Origin of the sequence: Pseudomonas brassicacearum (assembly GCF_009601685.2) — a bacterium.
Taxonomy (GTDB): Bacteria; Pseudomonadota; Gammaproteobacteria; order Pseudomonadales; family Pseudomonadaceae; genus Aquipseudomonas; species Aquipseudomonas kilonensis_B.
In genome coordinates this window covers 3,392,558-3,419,182 of the sequence record NZ_CP045701.2, presented here as the reverse complement: position 1 = coordinate 3,419,182, position 26,625 = coordinate 3,392,558, and the positions used below count along the sequence as shown (strand labels likewise).

Below are 26,625 nucleotides of genomic sequence, written 5' to 3'. Positions count from 1 at the left end.
TAGGACCCCAAACGTTTGAGGCAGCAATGCCTGGGCCTCATCAAACGCATCCATCAGCACCGCATTCACCGCGCGCTCACACCTGTACCGCTCCAGTCATCACGGCAAAGGCGAGCATCGCCAGGCTGACACCCCAGGCCCAGAAGAACGTATAGGCGATGTGCTTGCGCAGCTCTACGCCGGACAACGCCAGCGCCAGGTACACGCTGGGCACCACCGGGCTGATGGAGAATCCGGCGTTTTCACCGATCAACATGGCCCGGGCCACGGCTTCGAGGGGGACTCCCGCGGCGGCGGCCACGTCCCTGATCACCGGCAGCAGGGCGAAATAGTAGGCGTCGGGTGAGAAGATCATTCCCAGGGGGACGCCGAAGAAGCCGACGATCACATGCAGATATTGGGCAGAACCGGCGGGCATGATATCGATCAGTGCCAATGCCATGCCGTCGGACATCTTCGCGCCGGAGAGCACGCCCAGCAGGACGGCGGCGGCCATCATCACCAGGACCATTTGCAGCGCATCGGCCGCATGGGCCTTGAGGCGTTCGGCCTGGGCGTCCAGGGACGGGAAGTTCAAGGGCAGGGCGATGCCCAGTCCCACCATGAAACAGGCATACAAGGGAAAAATGCCGGTGAACAGGCACACCAGGATCCCACCGGTCAGCGCCACGTTCAGCCAGTAGCGCAGCTCCCGAGGCGAGAGGGCGAATTCACGGTCTTGGGGGTGCAGGCTGTCCAGTTCAACCGTTGCAGCCGCCCCCAGCGACATCGGTTGGCGACGCTGGGCGCGCAAGCCCAACACTGTCGCGACAACGAGCATGCACGCCAGGCCCACCATCTGCACCGGCAGCAAGCCTAGCCACAGTTGGGTGGCATCCAGCCCCGACACCGCGGCGGCGCGTGCGGTCGTTCCGCCCCAAGGGACCATATTGATCACGCCGGCCGTGGTGCCAACCAGGCACAACAGCATCGCCGGGCTCATGTTCAGGCGTTTATACAAGGGCAGCAGTGCCGGGATGGTCAGTAGGAACGTGGCGGCGCCGACACCGTCGAGATGAACCGCCGATGTCACCAACACTGTTACCCACGCCACGGCCAGCGGCCTGCCGCCCGTGCTGCGGATCAGCAGGTTGACCAAAGGATCGAACAACCCCCGGTCACGCATGATGCCGAAGAACAGGATGGCAAACAGAAACAGGGCTGCGGTCGGGGCCACGGTAATCAGGCCAGCCTTGATGAATTCGCCGATCTGTCCGGGATTGAATCCGGCCATCAGGCAAGCGACCACGGGAAGGGTGGTGAACGCCACCACCGGGCTGATCCTGCGCAGCAATATCAATCCGATGATGGCGAGCATCATCAGCAAACCCAGGGTTGTAATCATGTTGCAGCCTCTCTTTTTTATTGTTGTCGAAGGTTCGCGGGCGGTGAGTCGATCAGCCTTGCGGTCCGGGCAGGCGCAAGGCCAGAAGCAGGTAACTCAGGCTCTTGCCGTGGCGATCAAGACCACAGCTGCGGTTCACGCCACCCTCCAGGGCGTCCTCGAGCACGAAATTCAGCGCATTGAGGTTCGGCAGTTCATAGCGATGGACCTTGGAGGGCTGTCGCGTTGCGAATTGCTCGGCCACTCGGGCGCAGGTCAATTCCCGAAGCAGCCACCGATAGTGGGCCGGATCGCGGGGAAACAGGGCGATGCTGAGAATGTTGCCTTTATCGCCCGCACGGGCATGGGCGTAGTCGGCGAGGGTGACCAGGTTCATCAGTACCACTCCAGGGTTGTATGGATTTCATCTCGCGGCAGCAGGAAACTGCGGGTGGTGACGGTCTCGACGAGGTGTCGCCGCACGCCACCGCCGCCCGCCGGTCCGTTGGTGTAGAGCGATTCGACCTCCGACAGCAGCGCCTCCACCAACAGTCGGTCGGTGTGGGTCAGGCCGATCCGCACACGTACATCCTCCAGGGCGGGCGCCTGGCCCAGTTGTTGTTGCAGATAACGACCGCCCTGGTCGTTGAAAAGACTGGCGACCCCCGACAGATCGATCCAGGGCTGTACCCCAGGTGCCAACTGGTCAAAACGTTGCAGCAGGATCTCCCGCGCCAGCGCGGCACGCGCCACGGCGCCGGGGCCTGCGTAGGATATCTCTGCCTCGCCGAACCAGAGGCCGCGTACACCCGTCAAGCCCTTGAGCGTACCGGGACGCGGATGACCCAGCAGGCCACTGATTTCAACACGGTCATCGCCCAAGTCCCGTACATGGGCCTGGCCCAGGTCCAGCACCACGTCCGGCGTCAGATAGCGTCGGGGGTCGTGTACTTCGTAAAGGAGTTGTTCCTTGACGGTCTGTTCGCTGACCCGTCCGCCGCAGTGACGGGTTTTGCCGATGATCAGGCGGCCATCCTGATGGATCTCCGCAATGGGACAGCCGAGATTGGCCGGGTCTGGAATGTCTTTCATCCCAGGATGGGCAAAATAGCCGCCGGTGACTTGGGTGCAGCACTCCAGCAGATGGCCGGCCGTGGTGGCGATGGCCATTTTCTGCCAATCGTCAGCCGGCCAACCCAACCCATGGCGGATTGCCCCCACGGCCAACGACGGATCCGCGACCCGGCCACACAGCACGATGCCAGCGCCCTCGGCCAACGCCTGGGTGATACCGTCAGCCCCGGTGTAGACGTTCACCGACACGGGGTGCTCCGAGGGATCCGAGGACAACCATTGTTCGTAACGGGGCGGCATTTCTTCCAACAGGTCATCACCCAGCACGCAGGCGATTTTCAGTGCAGGGAAGCGGCCCGCCAGCGTCTGGCGCAGCCGTTGCGCGGCCGCCCTGGGATTGGCGGCACCGCCGTTGGTGATAATCGCAATGCCGGCCTCGATGCACACATCCAGCATGGGTTCGAGGAAATCGAACAGGCGCGCGGAGTAGCCCGCTTGTGGATCCAGGCGCTTGCGTAGTTGCGCCTCGGCCAGGGTCCGTTCAGCCAGCAGTTCGAGCATGATGTAGCGCTGGCCTTCGCGCTGCGCCAGGTCCTGGGCCAGGCGCAGGGCGGCGTCGGGCCGATCATTGGCGAAACCGGCGCCGCAGCCGACGAGGATTTTTTTTGTCATGTCCGTTTCCACTGTGGGGATGGCCCATAGTGGCTGGCGTGGATTGTTCTGTGAATTTTAAAGGTAGAATCAATTGATTCATTAATTTTATAAGTGCGGCCATGAACGTTTCTTTCAGACAGCTTCGTGCCTTTATCCTTATCGCCGAGACGTCGAGCTTTACCCGTACGGCAGAACAATTGCACCTGTCCCAGCCGGCGCTGAGCTATAGCATCCGCAAACTGGAAGAAAGCATGGGGTTGCAGTTGCTCGCGCGTAATACCCGCAGCGTCGAGTTGACCCCGGCCGGTGAGCATTTTCTGCCCCAGGCCCGGCGCATGCTCCGGGACATGAACGACGCTGTGCGCGATGCCCGCGACACCCTGAGCCTGAGCCGCGGCACGCTCCGGCTGGCTGCCTTGCCCACCGCTGCGGCGTCATTCCTGCCGATCGCCATTGCTTCTTTCCAGCATGAAAACCCTGGCGTGACGGTGAGCTTGTTGGACGGCCGCGCCGGGGAAATCATGGGCTGGGTGCAGCGGGCAGAGGTGGACGCCGGCATCAGTTCGTTGCCTGACGATCTGTCTGGACTGAGCTTCGTGCGTCTACTGGATGACAATCTGGTGTTGCTGAGCCACAAGGCCCTGCAGCATGACGACCAGGACGACTGGAAGCGGCAACCCTACATTGCCCTCACGCCTGACACCAGCATCCGGCCCCTGGCTGACGCTGCGTTGCGCTATTTGAACGTCGATCCTGTGCCGGCCTGGGAAGTGGCGCATATGAGCACGGCCACAGCCCTGGTGCGCGAAGGATTGGGTTTTTCCCTGTTGCCGGCCAGCTGCACGGCGGTGTTCAACATCGGTGAGCAGTGTGCTGTTACCGCCATCGACCAGCCGGCGAAACGTTCGATCGGCCTGCTGCAACGCAAGCCGGTGGCCCAATCGCCTTCGTTGAGCCAGTTCATGCGGCATGTACGGCAGGTGCTGCGCAAGGACGATGTCAGGTACGGACACTGAGGTTGATCGAGCAATGGCTATCGCGAGCAAGCTCGTTCCCACATAGGCTGGTGGTGGAACTTGATTGCATGTCCGCCACAAATCCCCTGTGGGAGCGGGCTTGCTCGCGATAGCGGTGGCCCGGCCACCTCGCTATTGGGTGCCAAACATCGCCGTCCAATAGATCCCTGCATCGCTTTTCGGATCGGTCGCGTACCCGGCGCCCAATTCGCGGAACTGCGGGTTCATCAGGTTGGCGCAGTGCCCCGGGCTGGCCAGCCAGCCGTCCACCACCTTGAGCGCGGTGTCCTGTCCGGCGGCGATGTTCTCGCCGATCAACTGGCCCAGGTAACCGGCCAGTTCGGCGCGGTCGCCCGGCATGCGGTTGTCGCGGTCCTTGTGGTCGAAGAAATTGTTGTTGGCCATGGCCCGGGTGTGGGTCACGGCGGCCAGGGCCAAGGTGGCGTTCCAGGCCAGCGGTGTGGTGGCGGCGAAGGTTTCGGTGCCACAGCGACGCGGCTGGGTGCGGGCACTGTTGATCAGCTTCAGCAGTTTCTGGCCTTCGGCTTGCCAGTCACCCAGGCGCGCCGACAACAGTGGGCGCGCCAGTACGATGCGCCATTCGCGATCCAGGCGGCTGACGCCGATGTCGACGAACTGCGGGTCGAGTATGACCTGGCAGAAGCTTTCCTGGACAGCTTTCATGGCCGATTGCGCATCCCGCGGCCCGGACAGGCTGATGGCCTGCACGTTGACCATCGGGTAGGCCGCCCGCGCCAGCGCCTGCTGCAGGTCGCCGATGCCATTGGCCGACAGGATCAGCCGGGAATCCATCGCCAGCGGTGGCAACTCCAGCGAGGCCTCGCCGGCGCAGCTTTGGGACTGGCTGCGGTAAAGGTTGATGGACTCGACCAGTTGCGTCTCTTCGGTGGCCGTAGCGCTGGTGGCGAACACCAGGCCCAGCGACAGCACGACAAGACCCATGACGGATGAAATGGCACGCATGTAAATCTCCCTTGAGCGGACGGCGCCTATGATGCGCAATTTTTGCCCCGCTGGGGCAACGGTATTCACGCTCTCTTGAAATCCCTTGGAACGGCACCGTTGGGTACCGTTCGGGACAATCCTCAAGTAGTGGGATCAGTTTTTGGGCGAATAGGTCCATTTCCGTCGTTACAAGGCCATGAAATCGCAGATTTTCAGCTCATCCAGTTCCCGCCATCGACGTTGTAAGTCTGCGCCACCACGTACTCGCTCTCCGCCGAGGCGAGGAAAATCGCCATCCCGGTGAGGTCCTGCGCAGTGCCCATCCGGCCATAGGGCACCTGTTGCCCGACCTGGCGCTTCTTTTCCCCCAATGGCAGATTTTCGTGGCGGGCGAACAGCGCATCCACGCCATCCCAATGCTCGCCCTCCACCACACCAGGGGCGATGGCGTTGACGTTGATCCGATGCTTGATCAAATCCAGCCCGGCGGACTGGGTCAGGCTGATCACCGCTGCCTTGGTGGCGCAATAGACGCCGACCAGCGCTTCGCCACGCCGACCGGCCTGGCTGGCCATGTTGATGATCCGGCCGCCGTGACCCTGGCGAATCATCTGCCGCGCCGCCGCCTGCAGGGTGAACAGCGTGCCGGCGACGTTGATGGAAAACAGCCGCTCGTAGCTCTGGCGCGTGATCTCCACGATGGGCGCCAGGTCGAACAGCGCGGCGTTGTTGATCAGGATATCCAGCTTGCCCACCCGGGCCACCACGGCCTCGATGGCCTGGTCGATCGAAGCCTGGTCCGTCACGTCCATTTTGACCGCGTAGGCGCTGTCGCCCAGTTCGGCGGCAGTGGCCTGGGCCCGTTCCAGGTCGATATCGGCAATCGCTACCGTGGCGCCTTCGTTGATATAGGCCTGGGCGAACGTCCTACCGATACCTCGGGCGGCACCGGTCACCAGGGCGCTTTTTCCTTGCAGTCGTTTCATGGGGTTGTCCTTTCTGAAGTCAAAAAAATCAATAACGGGGAGCGCAGGTATCCCTCTGTGGGAGCAAGGCTTGCCCGCGATGAAGCTGATGCGGTCTCTCAGAAATCGAGGTGCCAGCACCGCGAGCAAGCTTTGCTCCCACAGAGGTCGTTACTTCTTGGGATACCCAGCCCGCTTCATCTCCCGCGCGGTACTCGATTGCGCCGAGGCCAGTGCCTGCTCCACCGTGATCTGTCCGGTGAGGGCGGCGGTGAACAGCTTGCCGACGGAGGTGCCGATGGCTTGGAACTCTGGAATCGTCACGTACTGGATACCCACGTACGGCACCGGTTCGACGGTGGGGTGGGCCGGGTCGGCGTTCTGCATCATTTGCAGGGTGATCCGGGCGAATGGTGCGGCGTTCAGGTAGGCGTCGCTGTAGGTGGACATGCGCGTGCCGGGTGGGACGTTGCTGATGCCGTCCTGCTTGGCGACCAACTGGATGTAGTCCTTGGACGTGGCCCAGGCAACGAACGACTTGGCGGCGTCCTTGTGCCGGGAGCTGGTGGGAATCGCCAATGACCAGGCATAGAGCCAGGAAGCACCTCTGTGGGTCACTTCGATGGGGGCGGCAGCGAAGCCCACACGGTCGGCGACCTTGCTTTGGCTGGTGTCGGTGATGAAGGAGCCGGCGACGCTGGCATCGACCCAGATCGCACATTTACCACTGTTGAACAGCGCCAGGGTTTCATTGAACCCGTTGCTGGTCAGGCCCGGCGGGCCATATTTTTTCAATGTGTCGACGTAGAACTGCGCGGCGGCCTTCCATTGCGGGCTGTCCAATTGCGGTTTCCATTGTTCATCGAACCAACGGGCGCCGAAGGTGTTGGCCAGGGTGCTGAGCAGCGCCATGTTCTCGCCCCAACCGGCCTTGCCCCGCAGGCACAGGCCGTACTGGCCCTGGTCAGGCTGGTGCAACTTGGCCGCGAATTCACCGAGCTGGCTCCAGGTCGGTTGCTCGGGCATGCTCAGGCCGGCCTGTTTGAACAGGTCCGTGCGGTAATAGGTGACGGTGCTTTCGCCGTAAAAGGGCAGGGCGTAGAGCGTGTCGTTGACCGAAAGGCCTTGGCGAACGGCAGGGAAAATGTCCTCCAGGTCATACCCGGCGGGCAGGTCGGTCATCGGTTCGAGCCAGTGCTTGGCTCCCCACAGCGGGGTTTCGTAGGTGCCGATGGTCAGCACGTCGAACTGCCCGCCCTGGGTTGCGATGTCGGTGGTCAGGCGCTGGCGCAGGACATTTTCTTCGAGTACCACCCAGTTCAACTTGATGTCCGGGTGCTCGCTCTCGAAGGTTCTCGAGAGTTTTTGCATGCGGATCATGTCGGCGTTGTTCACCGTGGCGATGGTGAGGGTCTCGGCGGCCTGTGCGGCCAGGGCAAAAGACAATCCCGCGAACATGACAAGCGCCTTGGGCACCGTTTTCATGAGCTTCTCCAGAGCTGCGCCTGGGCGCAGAATTATTATTGTTGTGGGGGGCGTGGCGTCGGGCAGAGCTGTCCATCGCCAATGGCAAGCCGATTACAGCAGCGCCCGTGGAGGCCGACAAACGCAGGGAGGATCGTGTGCCGATACTTTTTTAACGCCCTTGAGTGCGGCAGGCCTGGGTTAAAAAAGTATCAGTGAGCGGTCAGGCCGAGGCTGGCGAAGCGCTACGCACTCGGCGTAAGGTGCCCGCTATAACGATAAAAGAGGCGCGACATGCCTGATCACCGAACGCCCCTGTTCGAGCAGCGACCCGCCGAACTGGAAGTCATCCTGCCTGAGCCCGAACACAGTTTTCGCTGGTACGAGCATGACTACCCGTACCCGATGGCGCGCTGGAACCATCACCCTGAATTTGAAATCCACCTGATCCGCCAGGGCAGCGGCAAACTGCTGGCGGGCGACTACATCGGCCCGTTTGGCCCTGGCCATGTGGCGATGATTGGCCCCGACTTGCCCCACGACTGGATGGGCGACCTGGCAGCGGGCGAGCACCTGCCCGGGCGCGACGTGGTCTTGCAATTCGATGGCGCCACGCTGCTGACCTTGCGCCGAACCCTGCCCGAACTGGGGGATCTGCAGGGCCTGTTCGAGCGTGCCCGCCGTGGCCTGGCCTTCGACGGCAACACCGCGCGGCAGGCCGCGCACCTGCTGGAGGCCATCGGCCCGGCCCAGGGGCTGGTGCGATTGGCGCTGTTCCTGGAACTGCTTCACACCCTCAACCAAGCCCCTGACGACGAGGCCTTGAGCCTGGCGAGCCCTTGCTACGCGCCGGCGCTCGATGCGCGCAGTTCCGAGCGCATCCATAAAGCCTTCGAGTACCTGCAAGCCGAACTCACCGGCGACCTGCGCCTGTCGGTGATCGCCCGCCAATTGGACATGAGCGAGCCGGGCTTTTCGCGGTTCTTCAAGCGCATCACCGGACACGGCTTCATTGACCTGATGCGCAAGCTGCGGGTCCAGCGTGCCTGTCGCTTGCTGTTGCAGAGCGAAATGCCGGTGACCGATATCTGTTTTGAAGTGGGCTACAACAACTTGTCCAACTTCAACCGGCATTTTCGGATAGAGATGAACCAGACCCCCAGCGAGTACCGGCGGGGTGCTTTTCCCCCAGCTTGACACAGACCTTGCAGTCACCCAGAAACCAATGTGCGAGCTTGCTCGCGATGACGTCAGCCCAACCGACATCAATGCCAGCTGACCCACCGCCATCGCGAGCAAGCTCGCTCCCACAGGGGATTTATGGTGGATACAGATTTTGCAGTATTCCCCCAGATTCGGGGGTTAGTCCGGGACACCCCGTTGATGCTTCTTCAACCGATACGCGAACTGTGCCCGGCTCAGTCCTAATGAGCGTGCGGCCGCTGCCAGGTTGCCGCTGCTCAGTTGCAGGGCTTCGTTGATCAGCCGTGACTCCAGGCCGTCAATGGAGAAGTCCGAGTCCAGTTGGCTGAGGGACTGGAGCAGCGCCGGCTTTTGCGCGGCGTCGTTGGCGGCCAGGCCCATCGGCGAGAGACCGCCGTGCAGGTCGACGGAGTACGCATCCACCGGCAGTTGCTCATTGCGAAACAGGTGGACCAGGTCAATCGCCTGGCCTTCTTCGCTGGCGATCAGGCCGCGTTCGATAAGGTTCTGCAATTCCCGCACGTTGCCCGGAAAGTCATAGCGCAACAGCACCTTCAAGGCGCGCATGGTCAGGCCCATGGGGGTGCGGCCGTATTCCTGGCAAAAGCGCTTGAGGAAGGCATTGATCAGCAACGGGATGTCATCACGACGCTCGCGCAAGGGCGGCAGGGCGATGGGGTAGACGTTGAGGCGGTAGAACAGGTCTTCACGGAATGCGCCGTCCGCCACGGCCTTGCGCAGGTCGATGTTGGTGGCCGCCACGACCCGCACATCGACCTTGATGCCGTGGCCACCACCGACCCGCTCGATTTCCCGCTCCTGCAAGGCGCGCAGCAACTTGCTTTGCCCGGCCAGGCTCAGGCACGTGATCTCATCCAGAAACAACGTGCCGCCATGGGCCCGCTCGAAACGACCGGGGCGTGAATGGGTGGCCCCGGTATAGGCACCGCGTTCGACGCCAAACAGTTCGGCCTCGATCAGGTTGTCGGGGATGGCCGCGCAGTTGAGAGCGATGAACGGCCCCTCGCGTCGGCGACTCAATTGGTGCAACTGGCGGGCGAACATCTCCTTGCCGACGCCGGATTCGCCGCTGACCAGCACGGTGGCGGGGGTCAAGGCCACCCGTTGCAAGGCCTGGGTCGCGGCGTTGAAGGCGGCGCTGGCACCGATCAGCGGCTGTTCGCTGTCCGGCAGCGGGGCGGCTCCGGCAACAATGTCCGACTGACTGTCGGTGCGCGCGACGACCGTCGGCGGTGAGGCGTTGAGGTAATTGAGGTCCTGCTCGACATCACCCCATTGTTCGGCGGTCTTGCCGACGACTCGGCAGCGTTCGTGCCCCATGCCTCGGCATTCCACTTCGCGGAAGATCACCAGTTGCCCGAACAGCCCGCTGACGAAACCGATGGCATAGCCCAGTTCGGTCCAGCACACCGGGTCCTGCCCGGTGCCATAGGCGGCGACATGCTCGTCGGCCTCGCAGGAGTGATGCCAGAGAAACTCCCCCTCATAGAACCCCGAGTCGGCATCGAACTTGAAATGCAGTGGCTCGACCTTGGTCATGCCTTCAAGGGTGTGCAAATGCGTGCCGGCGCGAAACACCGCCGCGGCATCGGCGTGGGGCCAGCGTTCGCGAATCAGCCGGGCGTCCCGGGCGCCAGAGCAATAGCCGGTGCGAGTGAGCATGCCACGGGCCTGTTCCAGGCCCTGGCGTTCGATGATTTCCCGGCGCAACGCACCGAAGGATGAACTGTGCAGCAGCAACATGCGCTGGTCGTTGAGCCAGATTCGGCCGTCATCGGGGGAGAAAAACAGGCATGCGGTGAGCTCTGCCGGCGTGGGCGAACTGCTGTCGGTCAGCTCGGTGCTGTCACCCCGTGGACGGAAGTGCTCGGTGGCGATCCTGTGATCCGGCAACTGGCAGTGGGGATTATTCATTGTTATGCCCCTGATGGCGGGTGATCGAAATGATCATCTGGCGAGATAGTTATTAAACATAACTTTATCAAATGAACAAGTGGCGGCTGGCCAGCGGCCACGTTGGTGAGGGCCCCATGAACCTTGCACTCGGTGCAGAGTATTGATCCAGAGCCCTGCGCCAGGTTTATCAAGGTCTGCTGGCAAAACCGGCACAGCGCTTGCTCAAGCACTTGCACGGCGTTTGCGTCGATACCTTCCAGGTGCGGCAAACGATGACAACAACAAAGAGCCGGGAGTGTTAAATGTCTGCATCCAAAAGCCACCTGTTGTCCCAGGTGATCGAGTCGGAATGTGTCTTCAACGGTGACTGGGTGCCTGCGTCGGGTCCGCTGCAATCGATCATCGAGCCGGCCACCGGTGAGCGGCTGATGCGCTGTGCCACGGCCGACTCCGCCGACATCGCCAAGGCCAGCCGCGACGCCGCCCTGGCGCAGCCGGGATGGGCGGCCCTGGGCCCGCGGCAACGGGCGACGATCTTGCGCAAGGCCGCCGACGTGGCCGAGCAGTCTTTCGACGAGCTGGCGCTGTACGTGGCCCGGGAGACCGGCGCCGCGTTGTTCAAGGGCCAACACGAAGTGCGCGAAGCCATCGTGCTGTTGCATCAGGCCGCTGGCCTGTTGTCCCAGGCCCATGGGGTGGTCCTGCCCAGCGAGGCAGGGCGCCTGTCCTATGCGCGGCGCCAGCCCCATGGCGTGGTCGGCGTGATATCGCCCTTCAACTTTCCCCTGGTGCTGTCCATGCGCTCCGTTGCGCCAGCCCTGGCGGCGGGCAACGCCGTGGTGCTCAAGCCGGATCCGCAGACCCCGGTGAGCGGTGGTTTGCTCATCGCCCGGTTGTTCGAGGTAGCGGGGCTGCCCAAGGGCTTGCTGCAAGTGTTGCCCGGTGCGGCGGATGCCGGTGAGGCGCTGTGCCGCGACCCTAACGTGCGCATGATCGCCTTCACCGGGTCCACCGGCGCCGGTCGCAAGGTCGCGGAAGTGGCTGGGCGCAACCTGAAAAAGGTCGCGCTGGAGTTGGGTGGCAAGAACCCGTTGATCATTCTTGAAGACGCCGACCTCGATCTCGCCGCCCGCAACGCGGCCTGGGGCGCCTGGCTGCATCAAGGGCAGATTTGCATGGCCACCGGCTTGATCCTCGCCCATGAATCCATCGCCGAAGAACTGACCCGCAAACTGGTGGAAAAGGCCCGGGCCTTGACCGTAGGCAACGCCGCCCAGGGCGAAGCCGCGTTGGGGCCGCTGATCAACCAGCGACAGCTGAAACGGGTGCACGACATCGTCAGCGACTCCGTACGCGCCGGTGCCCGGCTGGAGGCAGGTGGCGAGCACGATCGGTTGTTCTATCAGGCCACCGTGCTCAGCGGCGTGAAACCGGGCATGCGGGCTTTCGACGAGGAGATCTTCGGTCCCGTGGCAACGGTGGTCAGCTTCGCCACCGATGATCAAGCCGTCGAGTTGGCCAACCGCACCGAATACGGTTTGGCGGCAGCGATCATTTCGCCGTCGGTGGGCCGGGCCATGGCCATTGGTGAGCGGTTGCAGTGCGGCATGTTGCACATCAATGACCAGACCGTCGCCGATGAATGCGTCAACCCGTTCGGCGGGCGCGGCGCCTCGGGCAATGGCGGCAGCGTCGGCGGCCCGGCGGACTGGGACGAATACACCCAATGGCAGTGGGTGACGGTCAAGGACAAGGCGCCGGTCTACCCCTTCTGACAGGCAGGTTTACAGGGCCCGATGAGCTGAAGGCCTTGCGAGTGCACAAAAATAATAAGAGGACTCAACATGAAACTCGACAACAAGATTGTATTGGTGACCGGTGTCTCGTCGGGCATTGGTGCCGCCACGGCGAGCCTGCTGCGCGCCCATGGCGCCCAGGTGATTGGCGTGGACCTCAAGGCGCCGCACATGACCCTGGACGGTTTTGTGCAGGGCGATCTGAGCAGTGCCGAAACCATCGAACGGTTGCTGCCGCAGCTGCCCGCACGGTTCGACGGCCTGTGCAACATTGCCGGGGTGCCGGGCACCGCAAACCCGCAACTGCTGGCGCGGGTCAACTACCTCGGGTTGCGCCACTTGAGCCGTGCGCTGCTACCGCGCATCAACGCGGGCGGCAGCATCGTCAATATCGCCTCGATCCTCGGCGCCGAATGGCCGTTACGCCTGGAACAGCACAAGGCGCTGGCGCGCATCGAAGCTTTTGCCGCCGCGCAAGCCTGGCTGGCCGACCACCCGGTGCCCGACCAGACCTGCTACCAGTACTTCAAGGAAGCGTTGATCGTCTGGACCTATCTGCAGGCCCAACCCTGGTTTCTTGAGCATTCGGTGCGCATGAACAGTGTCGCGCCTGGCCCGGTCTTCACGCCCATCCTCGACGACTTCGTGAGCATGCTCGGTGAAGCCCGGACCCAGGCCGATGCCCATCGCATGAAACGTCCCGCTTATGCCGACGAGGTGGCGGCGGTGATCGCTTTCCTGTGTGCCGACGAGTCGCGCTGGATCAACGGCGTCAACCTGCCCGTCGACGGGGGATTGGCCTCCACCTACATCTGAATGTGCATCCGAAGAAAGCGGTGCAAGCCGCTACCCGAGCGTGTTGGCTGCAAAGCCATGCCCGAAAATAACAATAATGAGAAACGTCCATGGATAACCTCAAAGATTGCCTTGGTTTCAAGCATTGCGCCCTGTTCCTGGCGTTATGCAGCAGCGGTGTGATGGTCGAAAGGGTCCAGGCCATGCAAATGGACCTGGGTGACTCCGACTGGAAACTGCGTTGGGACAACACCCTCAAGTACAGCCAGGCCTGGCGCCTGCAAGGGCAGGACAGCCGTTTGGTCAACGCGCCAACCGCCAACGGCCTGTACCCCTCGATCCAGAGCCAGGGCGATAAGAACTTCAGCAGCGGCCTGGTCTCCAACCGCCTGGACCTGTTTTCCGAAATGGACCTGAGCCGGCAAAACTATGGGCTGCGCGTGAGCGGCGCAGCCTGGTACGACGATATCTACAACCAGGACACCGACAGCAGCGAGCAAACACATTTCCTCAGTGAAACCCGCAAGCTCCATGGGCGCGACGCGGAAATTCTCGATGCCTTCGTGTTCTTGCGCGGTGACATCGGCGAAGACTCCCAGGGCGTGGTGCGCCTGGGCCGACACAGCCTGATCTATGGGGAAAGCCTGTTCTACGGCGGCAACGGCATTGCCAATGCCCAGGGCCCGACCGATGTCGTCAAGTTGCTCAGCGTGCCGGGGACTCAGTTCAAGGAGATCCTGCGCCCGGTCAATCAGATCTCCGGGCAGTTGCAGATCAACCCGCAGCTGTCGGTGGGTGCTTACTATCAGTTTGAGTGGGAGCGTTCCAATCTGCCCGGCGCCGGCAGCTACCTGAGCGATGTCGATGCCATCGGTTACGGCAGTGGCCCTCTGCGCGAAGTGTTCGGCAACGACACGGTCAATGGCGGCGATTTGAAACCGCGCAATTCGGGGCAGGGCGGCATGCAGATCCGTTTCAAACCGACCGGCACTGAGCTGGAACTGGGGTTCTACGCGGCCCAGTACCACGATAAAGCGCCGATCGGGTTGTACGCCTACCTGGACGGTGCGGCGTCTGCGGCCACCGGGTTGCCGATCCTGGGTTCCTATCGTCAGGTCTACGCCGAAGACATCAAGACCGCCGGCGTCAGCTTCTCCACAGCCTACGGTCCGTTCAACTTTGCCGGTGAGACGTCGGTGCGCTGGAACGCGCCGCTGGTGAGTAATCTGCAAGTAGTGACCCCCGGCATGGCGGCCGATGGTGGCGACAATGAGTTGTTCGCCAGGGGCAAGACCGCCCACGCCAACCTGTCGGCGATCTACCTGTTGTCCCCCACCGCGTTCTGGGACGGCGGATCGGCCCTGGCCGAACTGGCCTGGAACCGCACCTTGAGCGTGACCAAGAACGCTGCCGCGCTGGACTCCAACACCACCCGCGATGCCACGGCGCTGCGGGTATTGATCGAGCCGGCGTACTTCCAGATCGTCGACGGAATCGACCTCACCGTGCCGATCGGTATGGGAATAGTGCTCGATGGACGCTCATCGGCGGTCAACAAATCCGGTTTCGGCAATACCCATTCCGGCGACTGGAGCATCGGGCTCAAAGCCACCTACCTGCAGCGCTGGGATGTCGGCCTCAACTACGTGAACTTCTTCGGCGCACCGAAAGCCGGGCTGCGCGAGGACGGCAATTTCAGTTACGGACAGTCGTTGGCCGATCGCGACTTCGTCTCGCTCTACGTGAAAACCTCATTCTAATAAGGTGGATTCGCCATGCAGAACACAGCATTCCTGAACACGTGCGTCCTGACCCTGGCCCTTGCCGGCATGGGCTTGGCGCAGGCGGCCGTGTCGCCTGAACAGGCCGCGCGCTTGAAAACCGATCTGACCCCCCTGGGCGGCGAGCGGGCCGGCAATGCCGATGGCAGTATTCCGGCGTGGCAGGGCGGTTATACCCAGGTCGCGCCCGGCTATAAGCCGGGTGACAAGCGTCCCGACCCGTTCGCCGGCGAGAAACCGCTGTACTCGATCAAAGCCGCGAACATGGAGCAGTACGCCAGCGAATTGGCCGAAGGCACCAAGCTGTTGCTCAAGAAGTACCCGGACTATCGCCTGGACGTGTACCCGACCCATCGTTCGGCCGCCGCGCCGCAATGGGTCTATGACAACACCAGCAAGAATGCCATCCGCGCCGCATTGGACGTCGACAGCGAAAAAGTCTCCAACGCTTATGGCGGCATCCCATTTCCGATCCCGGAAAACGGTGCGCAAGTGCTGTGGAACTATCGGTTGTCCTGGCAAGGCGGCGACACCATCAGCTCGCCTTTCGACACTTGGCTGATGACCGCCGGCGGCAAGAAAGTCCAGGCGACCCGGGCCCAGTACACCTATCAGTTTCCCTACTACGTCGAAGGCGGCAGCCTGGAAAACTATTCGGGCAAGTACCTGCTGGGCAAGCTGTTCACCGAGCTGCCATCGTCCAAGGCTGGCGAAGGCCTGATGACCCATTGGGACCTGGACCCGGCCAAGCGTGCGGCCTGGCAATATCTGGTTGGTCAGCGTCGGGTTCGCCGGGCGCCGAACATCGCCTATGACACGCCGGACTTCGTGACCTCCGGTGTCGGCCTGTTCGACGAAGCGTTCATGCTGTTCGGGCCGACCGATCGTTATGACCTCAAGCTGATGGGCAAGAAAGAGCTGATCGTTGCCTACAACAATAACCGCGCCGCGCTGGCCAAGAGCGACGACCTGGTCAAGGCGAACTTTCTCAATCCTGACCTGGTGCGTTGGGAGAAGCATCGGGTCTGGGTGGTCGAGGCCACGCTCAAACCCGGTAAACGTCATGTCGTGCCGCGTCGGACCTACTACGTCGACGAAGACTCCTGGCAGATCCTGATGGCCGACGGTTATGACGCCCAGGGCAAACTCGGCCGGCAAATGTATTCGCTGACGCTGCTGGCGCCAGATCTTCCGGTCCTCACCGCGCAGGTCATGTGGGGCAGCTACAACCTCGACACCGGGGCCTACTTCCTCAACTCATCGAGCAACGACCTGGCGGTTCAGTACCAGAAAGTTGCGAAACCTTCGGCGTCTTATTTCACGCCGGATGCCATGGCCAACGAAAACATGCGTTGAACCTGTGGCGGCCGTGGCGAGGAGGAGGTTCGCCGCGGTCGCTTACGATTTTCCAGGCGGAATAACGATATGAACGTTGAAAAAAACTTTGCGCAGCGCAGTCCGCTATGGGGTGTTTTCGCCTTGGTGGCGAGCCTGTTGATGAGCGTGCCCTTGGTTGCACAGGCCACGACATTGGCCGTGCTGCAACAGCCGGCATTGCCGACCGCCAAGGCCCAGCGTGCGGTATTGCTCGGGCTGGCCCGGGCCGGCGAACGCCTGGTGGCGGTCGGTGAGCGCGGGATCGTGCTGCTCTCCGATGACGCTGGAATGAGTTGGCGCCAGGCCAAGGTGCCGGTCAGCGTCAGCCTGACGGCGGTGCAATTCGTCGATGCCGAGCAGGGCTGGGCGGTCGGTCATCTGGGCGTGGTGCTGCACACCCAGGACGGCGGGCAAACCTGGCAAAAGCAACTCGACGGTGAGCGTGCCATCGCATTGGCGGTGCAGGTTGCTGAGCGCGATGCCGATCAACCGGGCGGTGCCAGCCACTTGGCACAGGCACGGCGCCTGCTCGAGGACGGACCGGATAAACCGTTTCTCGACCTGTACTTCAGTGACCGCCTGCACGGCTACGTCGTGGGCGCCTACAACCAGATCTACCGTACCGACGACGGCGGGCGAAGCTGGCAGCCGTGGATGCGGCATGTGGACAATCCACAGGGCTTGAACCTGTATGGCATCCGCGCCTTGGGCAACGATCTGTGGCTGGTGGGCGAGCGCGGACTGCTGTTGCGTTCGACCGATGCCGGGCAGTCATTCCAGGCTTTGAAGTCACCGTATGAGGGCAGCTTCTTCGGTCTGCTCGGCACCCGCGATGGCGCCTTGGTGGTCTATGGCTTGCGTGGAAACGCCTGGTGGTCCGGTGATCGTGGCAACAGTTGGCGACGCCTTGACACCGGTATCGAATCGACACTGGCAAGCGCCCTCGAACTGCGCGACGGCGGCCTGTTATTGGCCAGCCAGAGTGGTGAACTTTTATTCAGTCACGACCAGGGGCGCAGCTTTGACAAGCGACAAAGCCGTAGCGGCGGGACGGTCGCTGCCGTGCAACAGGCAGTCGACGGCAGCCTGGCCAGCGTCGGTTTGACCGGCGTGGCCGCTGACCAGGATCCGCGGGCCGCAGGTCAACCTTGAAACTTCACGGTGTAGCGCTATCGGGCCACGGCTCGTGCAACAGGAGTCAAACTTGAAAGACGACAGAATCCAAACCGTGATCGGCCGCCAGGAAGACTTTGACCGGACGTCAGGCAACTTCGCTGAGCGGGCGATCTTCAACCATCGACCGCTGGTGATCCTGCTGTGCCTGTTGGTGACGTTGGTGCTCGGTTGGCAAGCCACGCGCATCGGCATCAATGCCAGCTACGAGAAGACCATCCCCACGGGGCATCCCTACGTCGCCAATTTCCTGGAGAATCGCAAGGAGCTGAGTGGCCTGGGCAACTCGCTGCGCATCGCCGTGGAGGTCAAGCAGGGGAGTATCTTCACCAAGGACTACCTCGACACCCTGGCCAGGCTCAACGACGAGCTCTATCTGCTGCCGGGTGTCGACCGCCCCTACATGAAATCCTTATGGACCCCGACCACACGCTGGACCGCGGTGACCGAAGACGGGCTCGACGGCGGCACGGTGATCCCCGATGACTACGACGGCTCGGCCACCAGCCTCGAGCAGGTGCGGACCAATGTGGCCCGCTCCGGTGAAGTCGGTCAATTGGTCGCCGGCAACTTCAAGTCCAGCGTGATCTTCGTGCCACTGCTGGAAATCAATCCGCAGACGGGCAAGGCGCTGGACTATGGCGAGTTTTCCCGGCAACTGGAGGCGTTGCGAGACAAGTACCAGACTGACGACCTGCGGATCCATATCACCGGCTTTACCAAGATCGTCGGCGACCTGATCGAGGGGATGACCCAGGTACTGCTGTTCTTCGTGGTGGCGGTACTGGTGACGGTACTGGTGCTGTTTGGCTACACCCGTTGTGCGCGAAGCACCTTGGTGGTGGTGATCTGTTCATTGGCGGCGGTGCTTTGGCAACTGGGGCTTCTGGCCCTGCTCGGTTATGAGCTGGACCCGTACTCGGCATTGGTGCCGTTCCTGGTGTTCGCCATCGGCATGAGCCATGGCGCGCAGAAGATGAATGGCATCATGCAGGACATCGGCCGTGGCACTCACCGGGTGGTTGCCGCGCGCTATACCTTCCGCCGATTGTTCGCCGCCGGCATCACCGCTTTGCTCTGTGATGCGGTGGGCTTCGCCGTGTTGCTGTTGATCAACATTCGGGTCATCCAGGACCTGGCGATCACCGCAAGCCTCGGGGTGGCGGTGTTGATCTTCACCAACCTGATCCTGTTGCCGATCCTGCTCAGCTATATCGGCGTCAGCCCGGCGGCGGCGCAACGCAGCCTGAGCTCGGAAACCACCGAGCAACAAGCGCAGATCAAGCATCCCTTGTGGCGTATGCTCGATTTGTTCACCCAACGGCGCTGGGCCATTGGCGGCATGTTGGCGGGCCTGCTGTTGGCCGCGTTTGGGTTTGCCGTGAGCCTGCACCTGAAAATCGGCGACCTGGACCCAGGTGCCCCGGAGTTGCGTGCCGACTCGCGCTACAACCGCGATGCGTTGTTCATGACCCAGAACTATGCGGCCAGCTCGGATATTTTCGTGGTCATGATCAAGACCCCGGAAGATCAATGCACCCGTTACGCCAGCCTGTCGGCGGTGGATGCGCTGGCCTGGCAACTGGAGCAATTGCCCGGCGTGGAATCGACCACCTCGATGGCTGCGCTGAGCAAGATCGCCACGGCCGGTTATAACGAAGGCAACTTCAAATGGTATGAACTGATCCCCAATGACGGCGCACTGGGGGCCGTGCAAACCCGCGCCCCGCGAGAGCTGTTCAATCAGGGCTGTTCGATGCTGTCGCTGTACGTCTACCTGGCCGACCACAAGGCTGACACCCTGAACCGGGTAGTGGAAGCCAGTGAGCACTTCATTGCCGGGCATCCGATGCCGGAGGTCAAGTTCATGCTCGCGGCCGGCAGTGCGGGGATCGAAGCGGCGACCAATATCGTGGTGAAGAAATCCATGCGCGAGATGCTGTTCTGGGTCTACGGCGCGGTCAGCCTGTTATGTTTGCTGACCTTCCGCAGCTGGCGCGCAACCCTGTGCGCGATGTTGCCGCTGATGCTCACCTCGATCCTGTGCGAGGCGCTGATGGTGGGGCTGGGCATGGGGGTGAAAGTCGCGACACTGCCGGTCATTGCACTGGGGGTGGGCATCGGGGTCGATTATGCACTCTATGTGTTGAGCGTGATCCTGGCGCGAATGCGTGCCGGCGACACCCTGGCCCAGGCGTATTACCAGGCGCTGCTGTTCACCGGCAAAGTGGTGTTGCTGACGGGCATGACTTTGGCTGTGGCGGTGTCGACCTGGGCTTTTTCGCCGATCAAGTTCCAGGCGGATATGGGAATTTTGCTGGCCTTCATGTTTTTGGTGAACATGCTGGGCGCCTTGATCCTGCTGCCGGCGTTGGCCTGGTTGCTGTTGCCGCAGAAGGTGTTTTTAAAAAAGCCTGAACTGAGCCGGCAGCAACGGTGGGTTCGGGGCTGAATTGGCCTGGCGTTTTTGGGCGTGTATACCCATTGCTGAACAAGGGGATTTTGCTGGGCAGGGCTCTGGGTGTTGTCCCAGAGCCTTTGAACCTCAGTAGCGGATCATCACCGATTTCAGCTCGGTGTAGTCGTCAATGAATGCACTGCCGAATTCACGGCCTATCCCAGAAGATTTGCTGCCGCCAAAAGGCACGGCCGGGTCGAGCAGGGTGTGCATGTTCACCCAGACCGTACCGGCTTCGATGGCGGGGACCATGCGCAGGGCTTTGCCCAGGTCGTTGGTCCAGAGGCTGGCGCTCAGGCCGTAGGGGGTATCGTTCATCAGCTCCAGCAGTTCCTCTTCACTGTCGTAAGGGAAGAACGTGGCGATCGGGCCGAAGGTTTCTTCGTTGAGCAGGCTGTCATCGCGGCGATGGGCGAGGATGATGGTCGGCTCCACATAGCAACCCGGCCCATCGATCAGCTTGCCGCCATGGACGATGGTGTTGTTCTGTGCACGGGCCTTGGCGAAGAATTCTGCGAGTTTGTGCTGGTGCTGGCGGTTGGTCACCGGACCGAATTCAGTGCGTTCGTCCAGGGGCGAGCCGATGGTGAGTTTGCTCAGGCGCTGGGCCAGTTCGTCCATGATCGACTCGATCTGCGAGCGATGGACAAAGAACCGTTCCGCTGCAGCGCAGATCTGCCCCGAATGCAGAAAGCCCGCCTCGATGATGCCGTTGACCGCCACCTCGGGGTCGATATCACGCAGGAACCCCGCCGCATTCTTCCCGCCCAGCTCCAAGGTCGCACGAGTCAACCCGGCACCCATGGCCGCCTGGCCCACCGCCAGGCCGGTGGGCACGGAACCGGTGAACGAGACCTTGTTGGTGCCTGGGTGTTCGATCAGCCCTTTGCCCACCTGGCCGCCGCCGGTCAGCACGTTCAGGGCACCGGCTGGAAGGCCGGCCTCGATGGCCAGTTCAGCGATGCGCAGGATGGTCAGTGGGGTGAACTCGCTGGGCTTGATGATGATGCTGCAACCGGTCACCAGGGCTGAGGCCAGTTTCCAGATGGCGATCATGGTGGAGAAATTCCACGGCACGATACCGACCACCACACCGACCGGTTCGCGCAAGGTGAACGCGGTGTAGCGTTCGCCCGCGAAGGACGGCAATGAGGGGGTGATCGTCTCGCCGTTGATCTTGGTCGCCCAGCCGGCGTAGTAGCGCAGGAAATGTGCGGCCTGGTCGACTTCGAAGGCCCGGGAGATGTGGATGATCTTCCCCGACTGGCAGGTTTCGATCTGCGCCAGCTCTTCGCGGTTGCGTTCCAGCAAGTCAGCCAACTTGAGCAGCACATGGCCGCGGACCGCAGGTGCCGTTTGGGACCACTGCTTGAAGCCGCGGCGGGACGACGCCACCGCCACATCAATGTCGGCGGGAGCGGCGTCGCTGACCTGGGCGATGACTTGGCCGGTAGCAGGGTTGACGACGTCCAGCGTCTGGCTGCTCTGGCTTTGGACATAACCACCGTCGATGAACAGGGCGTGATGTCTGGCGAGAAAGGCTTCGACCTGAGGCAGCAGGGCAATATCGCTCATGAGGGTTTCCTGATCGCGAATAGGGAAAGCTGCGAGGGTAATCCCGACAGGAGCGTCCGGCTTGACTGTGCCTGCCGCGCCGTATGTCTGTGGCTGCCAGCCTGCGTGGTTGGCAGCCAGGTGCAAGGCGGCGTGCAGGCAGGAACAAGCCAGCCCGGCCGGTTTGCGATCAGATCCGGGTTTCGACTTGATGGCATAGGGGCGGGCGATGTTTCTCCAGACCAACAAACAGAAACTGGCGTTGATTGCACAGGTGCAGCGTGTGCTGACCGGCGAACTGGAGGACACGCCAATGCTCGACGCGTATCCGCAACTGCGCACCGTCCTTGAGCGGCATGCGCAGCAGATGGCGAGCACGACGGCACACTTGCATCAGGTCGAAGCACAGCTGCAGGCACAAACCCTGCAATGGCAGCACAGCGAGCGTGAGTTGCACAGGGCTCGCCAGCAACTGGAGCCAGCCCGCGAGCGCGAGCAGCTGCTTGAAACTCGTCTGGACGAACACCGCCAGCAGCTGCTGCAACATCGCCAGGATGCGCAGATCTGGGAGTTGCTGCAATCGACCCTGACTGAAGGCTGCTGGGATATCACGGTCGTCAACGGTGATTTGCAACACCCGGCCAGTGGCATGCGCTTTTCCAGTCAATTCCGTTCGCTGCTGGGTTATGGGCCGGATGACTTGCCCGATGGCTGGGATGCCCAGGTCGGCATAACCCACCCGGACGACCTGCCCAAGATCATGGCCATTTTCGACCGGGAAATCCTTGGCCCCCAGGGCAGCGGTGAATACGTCTTTGAATACCGGATGCGCCACAAGACCCGGGATTACATCTGGTGTCGTGAACGCGGTCGGGCGGTGCGCGACTCGCATGGGCAACTGGTGCGGGTCATTGGGGCGGTGCGCGATATCAGCGATGAGCGCTCGGCCCAGTCCACCCACCAGCGCATGCTCGAACAGAACCAGGTGACCTACGCCCAGATTGCCACGGTGGTGGGGGTGATCAAGGGCATCGCCGACCAGACCAATCTGCTCGCCTTGAACGCCGCGATTGAGGCGGCCAGGGCCGGCGATGTCGGGCGCGGTTTCTCGGTGGTCGCCGATGAGGTGCGCAAGCTGGCGCAAAGCACCCGGCAGGCGACCCATCAGATCCAGACCATGTTGCATCAGCACAAATAAGCACGGCAACCGTACCCCGGAGCTGCGTAAGAGCTGTGTAGCTGTGTGGAGCTGTCGAGTGCAACGAGGCTGCGATCTTTCCAAAGACACTTGAGTCCCAAGCGAAAGATCAAAAGATCGCAGCCTCCGGCAGCTCCTACGGTCGGCCGTCTAGAACGGAACCGCCACCACCAACTGGCTGTAGACGTTGGTGCCGTTGCCGCCGACCTGATTGCCACCGCTGTCCGCATCCTTCTCAGGCTTGTACAGGCCCACCAGCGGCGTGACGATCAGGTGCTCATTGACCGCCCATTCCACGTAAAGGTCCAGCTCCTGCGCGTCGAGGTTCAGCGCTTCACGGGTGTGCAAGGTCTGGTAGTCGAAGAACAGCGCCCCAATGGTCACGGTCTCTGCCGGCTTGAGCTTGAGGCCCACGTGCTGGATGGCGGTGTTGCTGTTGAACGGGCCGGCATAGTTGCCCGCCACTTCACCCTGGAACCAAGTGCCATAGCCGCGGCTCTGGCCGTTGAACATCGAGTCCCAATCCTTGGAGTAGCGGCTGTAGCGATAGGTCAGGTCCGGCGTCCAGGGCAGGTCGGCGAAGGTGTAGCCGGCTTCGGTGTACCAGGCTTTCTCCGGGCCCGCGTCCTTGTCCTGCCAGGCATACTCGAAGGAGAAGTGGGCATTCTCGATGCCGGCATTCCCGGCGCCGCGCAGGCTGTAGATGTCCATGCCTTCGCGCTGTTTCTGGAAATCGCTGGCGTAGCGGTCATCGACATCGATGCCGTGGATGTAGGTCAGCCCCAGGGTGCCAGGCGCGGCGGTGTATTCCAGGGTGCTGGCGGCCATTTCGGTGTTGGCCTGGGCGCGGTTGTCGGACTTGATCCACATCAGGCTGCCATGCACGCCTTCCTTGCCGCCCAGGCGCACCACAGCGGTTTTGTCGAAGGCATGCCGGGCCGCCAGGTAATAGGCGCCGCCGCGGTTGAGCTCGCCATCGGCCACGCCTTTGCCCAGGTTCAGGCCATCATCGTTGATGATGAAACCGTCGCCCAGGGTGATCACCTGGCGGCCGTAGGACAGGTCGACACCGTCCTTGCCCAGCGCCGGGAACAGCTCCCCCGAACGCCAGCCGGCAAAGGCTTCATCGAACTTGGTGGTGCGCTCGGAACCATCGCTCAAGCCGCCTGCGTCGCCGTCGCCCCAGGTGCCGGAGCTGACCAGGTTGGCCGTGCCGTAGACACTGCCCAGGCCGCCGAGTGTCTGGTCGATACTCAGGCCATACTTGATGAAACCTTCGCGCCAGCTCGAACCGCCGGCTGTGCCGTCGTAGTTCTTGCGGCTGTTGAACAGTCCGTAGACCGCCAGGAAGTTGCCGGTGACGGTGGTGTCTTCGTCGGTGTAAAGCTCATAAGCCTGGACCGACGAGTTGGCACTCAGCAGGGCGATGCCCAGGCCGATGGCGTTGCGCAAAGATGAACGGCGTGTGTGCTCCATGGTGGATTCCCCAGTGTAATAGGACAGTAGAGGGCGCATTAAGAGGAGTGGCAGCGGGGGAAGTCTTTCACTTGCCTGCCATGGAATTGACTCAGGCCGCCAGCGTGGCGGTGTTGGCAGGCAGCAACAAAAGCGGCGGCAGACATGGGCAAGACGCCCGGGGCGGGGGCGGCGCAGAGTAATGCTGCACGCAACGCCGTTTCGATCAGGAACCGGTTGGGGAAGGCATGATCGCCGGCTCCTGGACGGCTGTGGCATCCATACTAAAAATCCGCTTTCGAGGACCTTGCACCATGTCGATCAATGACAGGCTCACCGAGCACTTGAACCGAGGTTCGGTGGGTTTTCCCACCGCGTTGGCCAGCACCATTGGCCTGATCATGGCAAGCCCCGTGATTCTCACCGCGACCATGGGCTTTGGCATCGGCGGCAGCGCCTTTGCCGTGGCAATGCTGATCGCCGTGGTAATGATGCTGGCCCAGGCGACGACGTTTGCCGAGGCAGCATCGATTCTCCCGACCACCGGCTCGGTCTATGACTACATCAACTGTGGCATGGGCCGTTTCTTTGCGATTACCGGGACATTGTCGGCCTACCTGATTGTCCATGTGTTTGCCGGCACCGCCGAGACCATCCTGGCCGGTGTCATGGCCCTGGTGAACTTCGAACACCTCAACACCCTGGCCGAATCGGCAGGCGGTTCCTGGTTGCTGGGCGTGGGGTTCGTGGTGGTCTTTGGTGTGCTCAATGCCTTCGGCGTCAGTGCTTTTGGCCGGGCCGAAATCATCCTGACGTTCGGCATGTGGACGACCCTCATGGTCTTCGGCGTGTTGGGCTTGATCGCCGCACCGGCGGTGGAGCTGGAGGGCTGGTTTGGTGCGTCCGTGGTGGGCACCGATATGGTCACGGTGCTGTCGCTGGTGGGCATGGCTATGTTCATGTTTGTCGGCTGTGAATTCGTCACGCCGCTGGCGCCGGACCTGCGCCAGTCCGCCCGCACCATGCCCCGGGCCATGATGCTGGGCTTGTTCAGCGTCGCCACCTGCATGTTCATCTACGGTGCAGCCATGAAGCGCCAGGTGGAAAACGTGCTGCTCGATGCCGCCACTGGCGTGCATCTGCTGGACACGCCCATGGCCATTCCACGGTTCGCCGAACAGGTCATGGGCGATATCGGCCCGATGTGGCTGGGCATCGGCTTTCTGTTTGCCGGTGCGGCGACCATCAACACCCTGATGGCCGGTGTACCGCGGATTCTCTACGGCATGGCGGTGGACGGCGCGTTGCCGAAGGCTTTCACTTATCTGCATCCACGCTTCAAGACGCCGCTGCTGTGCATCCTGGTGGCGATGCTGATTCCTTGCCTGCATGCGTTGTGGCTGGGCGGCAATACCGACAACATCATGCACCTGGTGTTGGCCGCGGTGTGCGCCTGGAGTTTTGCCTACCTGCTGGTGACCGTGTCGGTGGTCAGCCTGCGGATTCGTCGCCCTGATCTGCCGCGGGCCTATCGCTCGCCGTGGTTCCCGTTGCCACAGATCCTGTCCAGTGTCGGCATTGTGCTGGGCATGTGGTTCATCACACCGCCCGGCATGAATCCGGCGGACATCTATGTGCCCTTTGCGGTGATGCTCGGTGGCACCGCAGCGTACGCCTTGTTCTGGACCCTGGTGGTACAGAAAGTCAATCCATTCAAGCCGGCGTCTGTGGAAGACGTGCTGGCCAAGGAGTTCTCCCATGAGCCAGGGCAACATGCGGGCGAGTTTGTCGACCCTGCTGCAAAAATTGTCTGAGTTGTTCAGCGCCCGGCGCGCCCCGGCCGGTTATCGGCCTGGGGTGACCCTGGAGCATCTGCGGCGCAACCTGGCGCTGGCGCGATTCGAGGTGGCGGGCCCGGCTATGGCGACGGCAGCCACCGACGACGGCAGCTTGCAGTTGGAGATTGTCGAACGCACCGAGTCGCAGCTGTTGATGCACCTGGTGATGACCGAGTTCGTCCTGCGCGTGCCTGCTTCCCGAGAGGGCACGGCGCGCCTGGAACTGCACCACGGTGGGGCTGTTCGGCGTAGCGGCATTCGTTGCCGACAGCGGGACGGGCGCAGTGATCTGGCGACCCGGTTGCAGGCGGCGGTGGAGAAGGATCCTGCGCTGTACCAGGCGCTCATGCCGCTGGATTTCAAACGTCTGCGCATCGATCTGCAGGGACACCAGTGGTGCGTGCGCCTGGAACACATGGGCGGTAGCGAAGTGGTCAATCGCATGCCGGCCTTTCGTCGCTATATCCCGTTGAGCCGGGAGCAGCGCGCCGTCTTGCTGACGACCTTGAGCGGCCTGCAGAGGGTGTTGGCAACGCTCTGATTCCTTTGTTCTACCCTGGCATCATTCCTGCTACTGC

19 protein-coding genes and 1 pseudogene are annotated in these 26,625 nt (G+C 62.3%); 11 read left to right on the top strand and 9 right to left on the bottom strand.

The genetic code is table 11. From position 1 onward, the window contains the following. Positions 1–76: 76 nt before the first annotated feature. Genes GFU70_RS14825 through GFU70_RS14815 form a run of 3 tightly spaced genes read right to left on the bottom strand, consistent with a single transcriptional unit; the run spans position 77 to position 3,109 of the window. Positions 77–1,384 carry a CitMHS family transporter gene (locus GFU70_RS14825; RefSeq protein WP_058546850.1) on the bottom strand — a complete coding sequence of 436 codons (1,308 nt, stop codon included), beginning with the start codon at positions 1,382–1,384 and terminating at the stop codon, positions 77–79. A 52-nt stretch (positions 1,385–1,436) separates the two neighbouring features. Continuing rightward, entirely contained in the window at positions 1,437–1,760 is a 324-nt protein-coding gene (locus tag GFU70_RS14820) for a hypothetical protein (RefSeq protein WP_081264524.1), read from the bottom strand. Next, the gene (locus GFU70_RS14815; protein ID WP_153388312.1) at positions 1,760–3,109 is read right to left on the bottom strand and encodes an acyclic terpene utilization AtuA family protein; all 1,350 of its coding nucleotides are present in this window, start codon (positions 3,107–3,109) and stop codon (positions 1,760–1,762) included. Before GFU70_RS14815 ends, GFU70_RS14820 begins: the two co-directional genes overlap by 1 nt. Before the next feature lie 101 nt (positions 3,110–3,210). Here GFU70_RS14815 and GFU70_RS14810 point away from each other — a divergent pair, with 101 nt between their 5' ends. Beyond that, a complete protein-coding gene (locus GFU70_RS14810) occupies positions 3,211–4,107 on the top strand; it encodes a LysR family transcriptional regulator (protein ID WP_153388311.1) in 897 nt (298 codons plus the stop codon). Between the two features lie 132 nt (positions 4,108–4,239). Here GFU70_RS14810 and GFU70_RS14805 read toward each other — a convergent pair whose 3' ends face one another. The 3 genes from GFU70_RS14805 to GFU70_RS14795 form a co-directional block, all read right to left on the bottom strand. Next, positions 4,240–5,091, bottom strand: a complete 852-nt coding sequence (locus tag GFU70_RS14805; RefSeq protein WP_153388310.1) for a CAP domain-containing protein — start codon at positions 5,089–5,091, stop codon at positions 4,240–4,242. 194 nt (positions 5,092–5,285) lie between these two features. Further along, positions 5,286–6,059 (bottom strand): L-iditol 2-dehydrogenase, encoded by a 774-nt coding sequence (locus GFU70_RS14800; protein ID WP_058543968.1) that lies wholly within the window; start codon positions 6,057–6,059, stop codon positions 5,286–5,288. Positions 6,060–6,209: 150 nt separating this feature from the next. Next, entirely contained in the window at positions 6,210–7,523 is a 1,314-nt protein-coding gene (locus GFU70_RS14795) for an ABC transporter substrate-binding protein (RefSeq protein WP_116642149.1), read from the bottom strand. Between the two features lie 273 nt (positions 7,524–7,796). Here GFU70_RS14795 and GFU70_RS14790 point away from each other — a divergent pair, with 273 nt between their 5' ends. Continuing rightward, positions 7,797–8,699, top strand: coding sequence for an AraC family transcriptional regulator (locus GFU70_RS14790; protein ID WP_153388309.1), 903 nt, complete (start codon positions 7,797–7,799; stop codon positions 8,697–8,699). Between the two features lie 165 nt (positions 8,700–8,864). On the opposite strand, the gene GFU70_RS14785 is transcribed toward GFU70_RS14790, so the two are convergent. After that, positions 8,865–10,640: a sigma-54-dependent Fis family transcriptional regulator gene (locus GFU70_RS14785; protein WP_058543966.1), complete on the bottom strand. Its 1,776-nt coding sequence runs from the start codon at positions 10,638–10,640 to the stop codon at positions 8,865–8,867. A 284-nt stretch (positions 10,641–10,924) separates the two neighbouring features. Here GFU70_RS14785 and GFU70_RS14780 point away from each other — a divergent pair, with 284 nt between their 5' ends. The 6 genes from GFU70_RS14780 (at position 10,925) to GFU70_RS14755 (ending at position 19,996) form a co-directional block, all read left to right on the top strand. Next, on the top strand, positions 10,925–12,397 hold the full coding sequence (locus GFU70_RS14780; protein ID WP_058543965.1) for a benzaldehyde dehydrogenase: 1,473 nt from the start codon (positions 10,925–10,927) through the stop codon (positions 12,395–12,397). 69 nt (positions 12,398–12,466) lie between these two features. After that, positions 12,467–13,234: a coniferyl-alcohol dehydrogenase gene (locus GFU70_RS14775; protein WP_116642152.1), complete on the top strand. Its 768-nt coding sequence runs from the start codon at positions 12,467–12,469 to the stop codon at positions 13,232–13,234. A gap of 89 nt (positions 13,235–13,323) precedes the next feature. Further along, the gene (locus tag GFU70_RS14770; RefSeq protein WP_153388308.1) at positions 13,324–14,973 is read left to right on the top strand and encodes a DUF1302 domain-containing protein; all 1,650 of its coding nucleotides are present in this window, start codon (positions 13,324–13,326) and stop codon (positions 14,971–14,973) included. A 15-nt stretch (positions 14,974–14,988) separates the two neighbouring features. Beyond that, positions 14,989–16,350 (top strand): DUF1329 domain-containing protein, encoded by a 1,362-nt coding sequence (locus tag GFU70_RS14765; RefSeq protein ID WP_153388307.1) that lies wholly within the window; start codon positions 14,989–14,991, stop codon positions 16,348–16,350. A gap of 69 nt (positions 16,351–16,419) precedes the next feature. Next, a complete protein-coding gene (locus GFU70_RS14760) occupies positions 16,420–17,523 on the top strand; it encodes a WD40/YVTN/BNR-like repeat-containing protein (protein WP_153388306.1) in 1,104 nt (367 codons plus the stop codon). Positions 17,524–17,575: 52 nt separating this feature from the next. Then, entirely contained in the window at positions 17,576–19,996 is a 2,421-nt protein-coding gene (locus tag GFU70_RS14755; protein WP_153388305.1) for an efflux RND transporter permease subunit, read from the top strand. A 93-nt stretch (positions 19,997–20,089) separates the two neighbouring features. Here the strand turns inward: GFU70_RS14755 and GFU70_RS14750 are convergent, their stop codons facing one another. After that, on the bottom strand, positions 20,090–21,577 hold the full coding sequence (locus tag GFU70_RS14750) for an aldehyde dehydrogenase family protein (RefSeq protein WP_153388304.1): 1,488 nt from the start codon (positions 21,575–21,577) through the stop codon (positions 20,090–20,092). A 208-nt stretch (positions 21,578–21,785) separates the two neighbouring features. Between GFU70_RS14750 and GFU70_RS28940 the strand changes: the two are divergent. Next, positions 21,786–22,745 (top strand): annotated as a pseudogene (locus GFU70_RS28940) (methyl-accepting chemotaxis protein); the annotation flags it as partial. Positions 22,746–22,904: 159 nt separating this feature from the next. Here the strand turns inward: GFU70_RS28940 and GFU70_RS14740 are convergent. After that, the gene (locus GFU70_RS14740; protein WP_058544316.1) at positions 22,905–24,230 is read right to left on the bottom strand and encodes an alginate export family protein; all 1,326 of its coding nucleotides are present in this window, start codon (positions 24,228–24,230) and stop codon (positions 22,905–22,907) included. A 293-nt stretch (positions 24,231–24,523) separates the two neighbouring features. Here GFU70_RS14740 and GFU70_RS14735 point away from each other — a divergent pair, with 293 nt between their 5' ends. Beyond that, the gene (locus GFU70_RS14735; protein WP_116642160.1) at positions 24,524–26,023 is read left to right on the top strand and encodes an APC family permease; all 1,500 of its coding nucleotides are present in this window, start codon (positions 24,524–24,526) and stop codon (positions 26,021–26,023) included. After that, positions 25,968–26,588 carry a DUF3156 family protein gene (locus tag GFU70_RS14730; protein ID WP_058544314.1) on the top strand — a complete coding sequence of 207 codons (621 nt, stop codon included), beginning with the start codon at positions 25,968–25,970 and terminating at the stop codon, positions 26,586–26,588. Before GFU70_RS14735 ends, GFU70_RS14730 begins: the two co-directional genes overlap by 56 nt. Positions 26,589–26,625 lie beyond the last annotated feature (37 nt).